The 5,319-nt window shown below is 63.2% G+C and carries 3 protein-coding genes; 2 read left to right on the top strand and 1 reads right to left on the bottom strand.

Annotated features, from left to right (window positions below; translation table 11 throughout):
- Positions 1-710 precede the first annotated feature (710 nt).
- Complete coding sequence (locus AC30NL_RS09840) at positions 711-1,226, top strand: IS66 family transposase (protein ID WP_489463822.1); 516 nt, start codon at positions 711-713, stop codon at positions 1,224-1,226.
- Positions 1,223-2,314: a Druantia anti-phage system protein DruA gene (locus AC30NL_RS09835; RefSeq protein WP_489463821.1), complete on the top strand. Its 1,092-nt coding sequence runs from the start codon at positions 1,223-1,225 to the stop codon at positions 2,312-2,314. The genes AC30NL_RS09840 and AC30NL_RS09835 overlap by 4 nt, the downstream gene beginning before the upstream one ends.
- A gap of 989 nt (positions 2,315-3,303) precedes the next feature.
- Here the strand turns inward: AC30NL_RS09835 and AC30NL_RS09830 are convergent.
- On the bottom strand, positions 3,304-4,857 hold the full coding sequence (locus AC30NL_RS09830) for a Fic family protein (RefSeq protein ID WP_489463820.1): 1,554 nt from the start codon (positions 4,855-4,857) through the stop codon (positions 3,304-3,306).
- Positions 4,858-5,319: the final 462 nt, after the last annotated feature.

Here is a 5,319-nt window from a genome sequence, read left to right as displayed (position 1 = left end):
GACTATCCAGCCCGTCTTTCCCGCGCATGAGCCATCGACCACATGCACCCTCTTGTAGTACCCAGGTATCGCCTCAATTCCGTCAGGCCCGACGAGTGGACTTTCTGCCAGCACCAGCACCTGCGTACGCTCAGGCAATGAGCAAACCAATTGGCCTCCTGACATTGCCTCAGGAACAGCCAGCAAGGGTGAACCACCCTGCGTAATCCTGCCCGGCTCCGGATCTCCGGCAGAGGCAATACCGACGGAAAGGCATAGAGAAACTGCCAACGAAAACTTTGTCATTTTTGATTGCACAGATTAAGCACGTCGGCGACGCGCGGATTGTTCACCTCGCTGTGAGATAGTTGACCACGCGAGTGAAACACTGCTGCTACGCGGCACGCGCATTCGGCGCACTACCAAGGCAGCATCCAGCACGATACGACCCGCCCGACTTGGTGGCGAGTGACTTTTGGCGACGAATGCCGCCTTTGGGCTGCAGGAACCGAGATCGTGCAATGACACCTGGGTTTGCCTGCGAAGTTGCAAGGCCCGGATCGTCGACCGCATGGCCTTCAGAGCCGAGACACTGACCGCGGGGTTGAAGCCGCAGAACAGGTTGTTGTCCCGATGCCGACGAACCAGACGAGGCCGAACCCTGATGGCCACCCAAACTCCCCCACCCTGACCGTGCTTCGATGAGGCGCTGAACAGGCCGGCAAGGCCACTTGAACGGGCTGCGCCTTCAGGCCGAGGACGGCAGCGCCGAGCGCATCGCGCGGCAAGCCGATCTGCATCAGGCCGTGCAACGCATGTCCGATGAGCGTGACGCGGCGCTTGCCGACCCCTTGCTTGCCGCGCCCGCTGTCAAGGTGCTGCAAAGCATGAAGAACCATTGGTCGGGTCTGACGGTGTTCGTCGACCACCCATGGGTGCCCATGGACAACAACGTCGCCGAGCGCGCGGCACGCCTGCCAGTGGTCGGACGCAAGAACTTCTATGGTTCCGGCTCCGAGTGGTCCGGCCAATTGGCCGCCACGATGTACAGCCTGCTGATGACGATCAAGCTGTGGAAGCTCAATCCGCGCACCTGGCTGAGCGCCTACCTGCAAGCCTGTGCCGACAACGGCAACCGAGCGCCGCAGGACATCAACGCGTTTCTTCCCTGGACCATGGATGACACCCGGCTTGCTGCCATGCGCCGTAGCGCTCGCACACTCAATGAAGGAATCGACAGCTCATGAGCATCTACTGCGGCCGCGAGTTCAGCGAAGGCGACATCCAAACGATCAAGCTGCTGATGGAGCAAAACCCGTCGCTCAAGCGCACGCCGTTGTCGCGCAAGGTGTGCGAGCTGTTCGGATGGCGCAAGCCCAACGGCGAGCTGAAGGACATGACGTGTCGTGTCGCGCTTCAGCGCATGCATGCCGAGGGGCTGATCATGTTGCCGCCTTCGCAAATGCCCGGCGGACGCGGCCCACCCCACTTCCCGCCTACCGCGGCCACCGATCCTCAAGCGCCGCTGCTGCAGCCCGTGCACGAGCTTGATGCCTTGACGCTGCGCCCGGTCACGACCACAGCCACCTCGCGTCTGTGGAACGAGTACATCGAGCGCTACCACTACCTGGGCTACACGCCCATGTCGGGCAGCCAGATGCGCTACAACGTCTTCGTCGGCGAGCAGCTCGTCGCGCTGCTGAGCTTCGGCGCAAGCGCCTGGAAGCTCGCCGGGCGCGAGCGCTTCATCGGCTGGCAAGAACGCGAGCGCCTGAAGAACCTGCAACTCGTCGTCAACAACGCCCGCTTCCTCATCCTGCCCTGGATCCAGTCCAAAGGGCTCGCCTCAAAGATCCTGTCCAGAAGCGCCCGTCAGCGGCCCCACGACTGGCATCACCGTTACGGCTATCGCCCGGTTCTGTTCGAGACCTTCGTGGAGTCCCAGCGCCATCGCGGCACCTGCTACAAGGCCGCCAACTGCGGGCGCCGAATCCCCCTCCAGGATTTCCACCAGGGCCAGCTGTCGCAGGCACTTGGCAATCGTGCCGTAGCTGCCGCGTGCCAACTTCAGCCTCAGGTTGCGCAGACCGACCACCCTGCGCTCGCGCTTCAGCGTCACGCACGCGGTCACCACGTCACTGCGGACTTTCGCGTCATCAACCCTGCCTGCTTGCAGGCTTCCTCGAACCCTGCAAAGGCCTCCTTGCGGAGCCTCAGCGTCCGCGCCAACAGCGTCTTGCGTGCCGATTTGGCCTCCTCGTCAGCGAGCGTCCTGCGACGATGTGGGACTCTCAGTACAGGCTTGAGCCGTCCTGCCTCGTCCACCACCGCTTGACCAGCCTGCAGGAGCATGTCGACTGCTGCGTCAATCGCATCCACTCGATTTGTTGCGAGTTCGGCATCGAGAGCGGCTCGAATCTCGCTTGTCAGGCGAGCATGAAGCTCCGCCTCGATTTGAGACGCGAGTGCAGCCCGCTCCTCCGCGCGCACGCGCGCCTCCTCGATTCGATACCGCTCCAGACCCTCTTGTCGTTTGACGTACGTACCGTGGGCTGTCAGCCAGGCACGAATCTGCTCAAGGTCGTCAGCGTCGAGGGTGAAGGGTTGACCTGCAGCATAGGTACCCGGTCTGAGCGTGATGCCTTCCGTGGCCTCTCCGGCCCTGATGTGTTCTACGCCCTTCAGTCGGTCGGGGTTGAGGTCGAGGCTGAAGCTACCCAGATAGACCGTCTTCGTCGCGCCCCGGCTTCTGCCATCCGGGCCTGTCTCTCGAACGTACTCATGCGTTGCGAGTGTCACCGTTCGCCGGCCCGCTGGGGGGCTTGACGACGAATCGCTTCATACGGGTTCCTTTGCATTCGTTGGAAGAACTTCTGCGCATCGAGCGCATCGCTTCCGTGTAGCGAACGCGTTTATCCGGCTGCATCCGTGATGCCAGTAGTCCACTCCTCGCGTCTCGGTATTGCGGCCCTGCGCGGAGGCACGCAGACTCGCTGCGCAGCTATACGAGCGGCACCGCACGGCGACTGCATCAGTCTCCGCGCATAGACGAATGCCACGCGGGTTGTGTCTGCGCGCACGTCGATGGATAGCCGCGCAGCGACGTCATCGTCGCCGCGCGGCTACAGAAGTAGTGGCTGCGCGCCAGGGCGCCGTCACTGCGCATAGATGACAGCGTCTCTGCGCGGCGAACCGCACCAGTCCGCGCGGACGCAGTCGGCGTAGCCGCGGACGCGGCTCTACGCGAGGAACGAGGCAGGCGTATCGGCCCGGCGCCACCTGCCTCGATGCGCCGCTTGGTGCGAGGCAGGACCTGTTGTCCGTTCAGGCAGCACGGCGTCCCAGGTAGTCGGCGAAGTGGCGACAGGTCGTGGCCTCGACGAGAGCCACCTGCTCGTCGCTGAGAAGCTCAGCCAGCTTGCGTTTGCTCTTGGACAATGTGCCATGGCCCTGGACAATGACGTCGATGAGAGTGTTCAGCTGCGACTGGCGCATGTCCAGCCAGCCTTCAAGTTCGCGCACGGTGCCGTCATGGGCCTGCAGGTAGGCGACTTCGTCCAGCAGGTCTTCCTCAACGCACAGCTTCACGCACTCGAGGATGAATTCGCACAGCTCGGTGGCATCGAAGTAGGCGTACAGCCAGGTGGGCTGCGGCGACTTCACCAGGATGGTGCCGCTGTCTGCATCCAGCAGGTAGTCCAACAGCTCGGTACGTGGGCGTGAGTAGCTCTTGAGCAGTGCTGAGTAGCGCGGTAGGTCCCTGAGCATGCGGGCCGACAGCGGCAGCACCACGCCGGCGGGCGTGAAGCCGGACTGGCGCAGCACGTGATGCAGCAAGAAGCGATGGAGTCGCCCATTGCCGTCGAACAGCGGGTGCACGTAGACCAGGCCAAACGCGGCGCAAGTCGCGGCCAGTACCGGGTGAAGACCATTGGTCGCGGCCAGCATCGCAACCTCGGCCACACCCTCCATCATCGGCCTGACAAGCGGCGGGGGTGGCGGGATGAAGTCGGCGATGTTGCGAAGGCGGCCACCCGGGCGCGAGAGCCAGTTCTGGCCGTTGCGGTAGGACCCTTCGACCGACAGCGGTCCGACAATCTGCGACTGCCACAGGACCACCTGCTCTTCATCAAGCCGGCCTGGTTCGCCGGCCTGCTCCAGCAGGCGGCGGAACTTGGCTGCGCGGTTGTTGTCGGGTATCTCGTCTTCGATGTTGTAGGTCGAGCGCGTTTCCGACAGGTACAGGAAGTCGACGGCACGCGCGAGCATCTCTGGCTCGAGGCTGTTCAGGGCGGCGGCAATCTTGGCTCCCAGGTCTTCAGCCAGCAGGGCATCGAGCTTCTCGGTGCGCCGTATCAGGGGACTGAAAGCTGGCGAGCCCACCAGGTTGTGGGTCACGCCGAACTTGGTGTCAGGCACCGCTGGCCCGGTGATGTACGCCTTTGGGTCGAGCAGCGGCGCCCTTGGCGTACCGGGCGGGAGCTTGTAGACGAACTCGTGGCCGGCGAGCCACTCGGCCAGGTGCCCGGCCATGCGCGCGTACTTCGAAGACGGCTTGCCGTCGAGCCAATGCTGGACGGCTTGAAGTGCTTCCGCGTGGTCGAAGAGGGCGCCGAGCACGCTCAGGTTCAACCACTCGCGCTTGAGGGCGAAGGTCAGCTGGTTTACCAAGCTATCCGTGTCGCCCAGGCGTTGTAGCGGCAGCTCGATGCGCTCGTCGCCGTCCGCTGTCATGATGTGGCGCTCGACCGCTCGGTCCACGCCCACGCTGACCGAGCGCAGCGGCGGCACTCGCAGCTGGTAGCGGCGGATGAGGGCTTCATACCCCAGGTAGACCGTCGCAGCGGCCGTTGGGGCGGGTGGAGGGCTGGAATTCATCTACGGACTGCGGGTAAGGCTGCGGAACCGTCTACTGAGTCCGCAAAACGTCTACTCTGCGGTGATTCTACCAAATAACCATCTACAGAGTCTGCGAAACGTCTACTTCTTAGAGCTCAACAAGAAAAATATCTACTCCGACCGATTGACGGCCGAACAGCCTACAACCCCCGCCCAGGCTGCCGGTGGGCCCGACTCACCAGGAGTCTGGGCCAAATGGGAGATGTCGCAGTCAGTCCTGTTGGACGCGTTGCACCTGCAGGCCATCAGGCCGCCCACGCGCGCTGCGAATGCTAGGCCTCCTCGACTGGGAGGCCCGCCTCAACAAACTCTTCAGCCGAATGGCACTTACTTTGGCCTTCCTGACCTTGCCCTTGATCGACGTAGTCCATAGCCACTCGATTACGCGGCTTTCTTTGCCTGGCCCGCGTGCCAGTTTTCTTCGAACCTCATTGGGCTGAT

The organism is Rhizobacter sp. (genome assembly GCA_021153565.1).
Taxonomy (GTDB): Bacteria; Pseudomonadota; Gammaproteobacteria; order Burkholderiales; family Burkholderiaceae_C; genus Albitalea.
This window is presented reverse-complemented; position numbering and strand designations above follow the sequence as displayed.

Excerpts from the sequence above, each read along its gene's own strand:
- AC30NL_RS09835 (WP_489463821.1), top strand. The coding sequence starts at position 1,223 with ATGAGCATCTACTGCGGCCGCGAGTTCAGCGAAGGCGACATCCAAACG.
- AC30NL_RS09830 (WP_489463820.1), bottom strand. The coding sequence starts at position 4,857 with ATGAATTCCAGCCCTCCACCCGCCCCAACGGCCGCTGCGACGGTCTAC.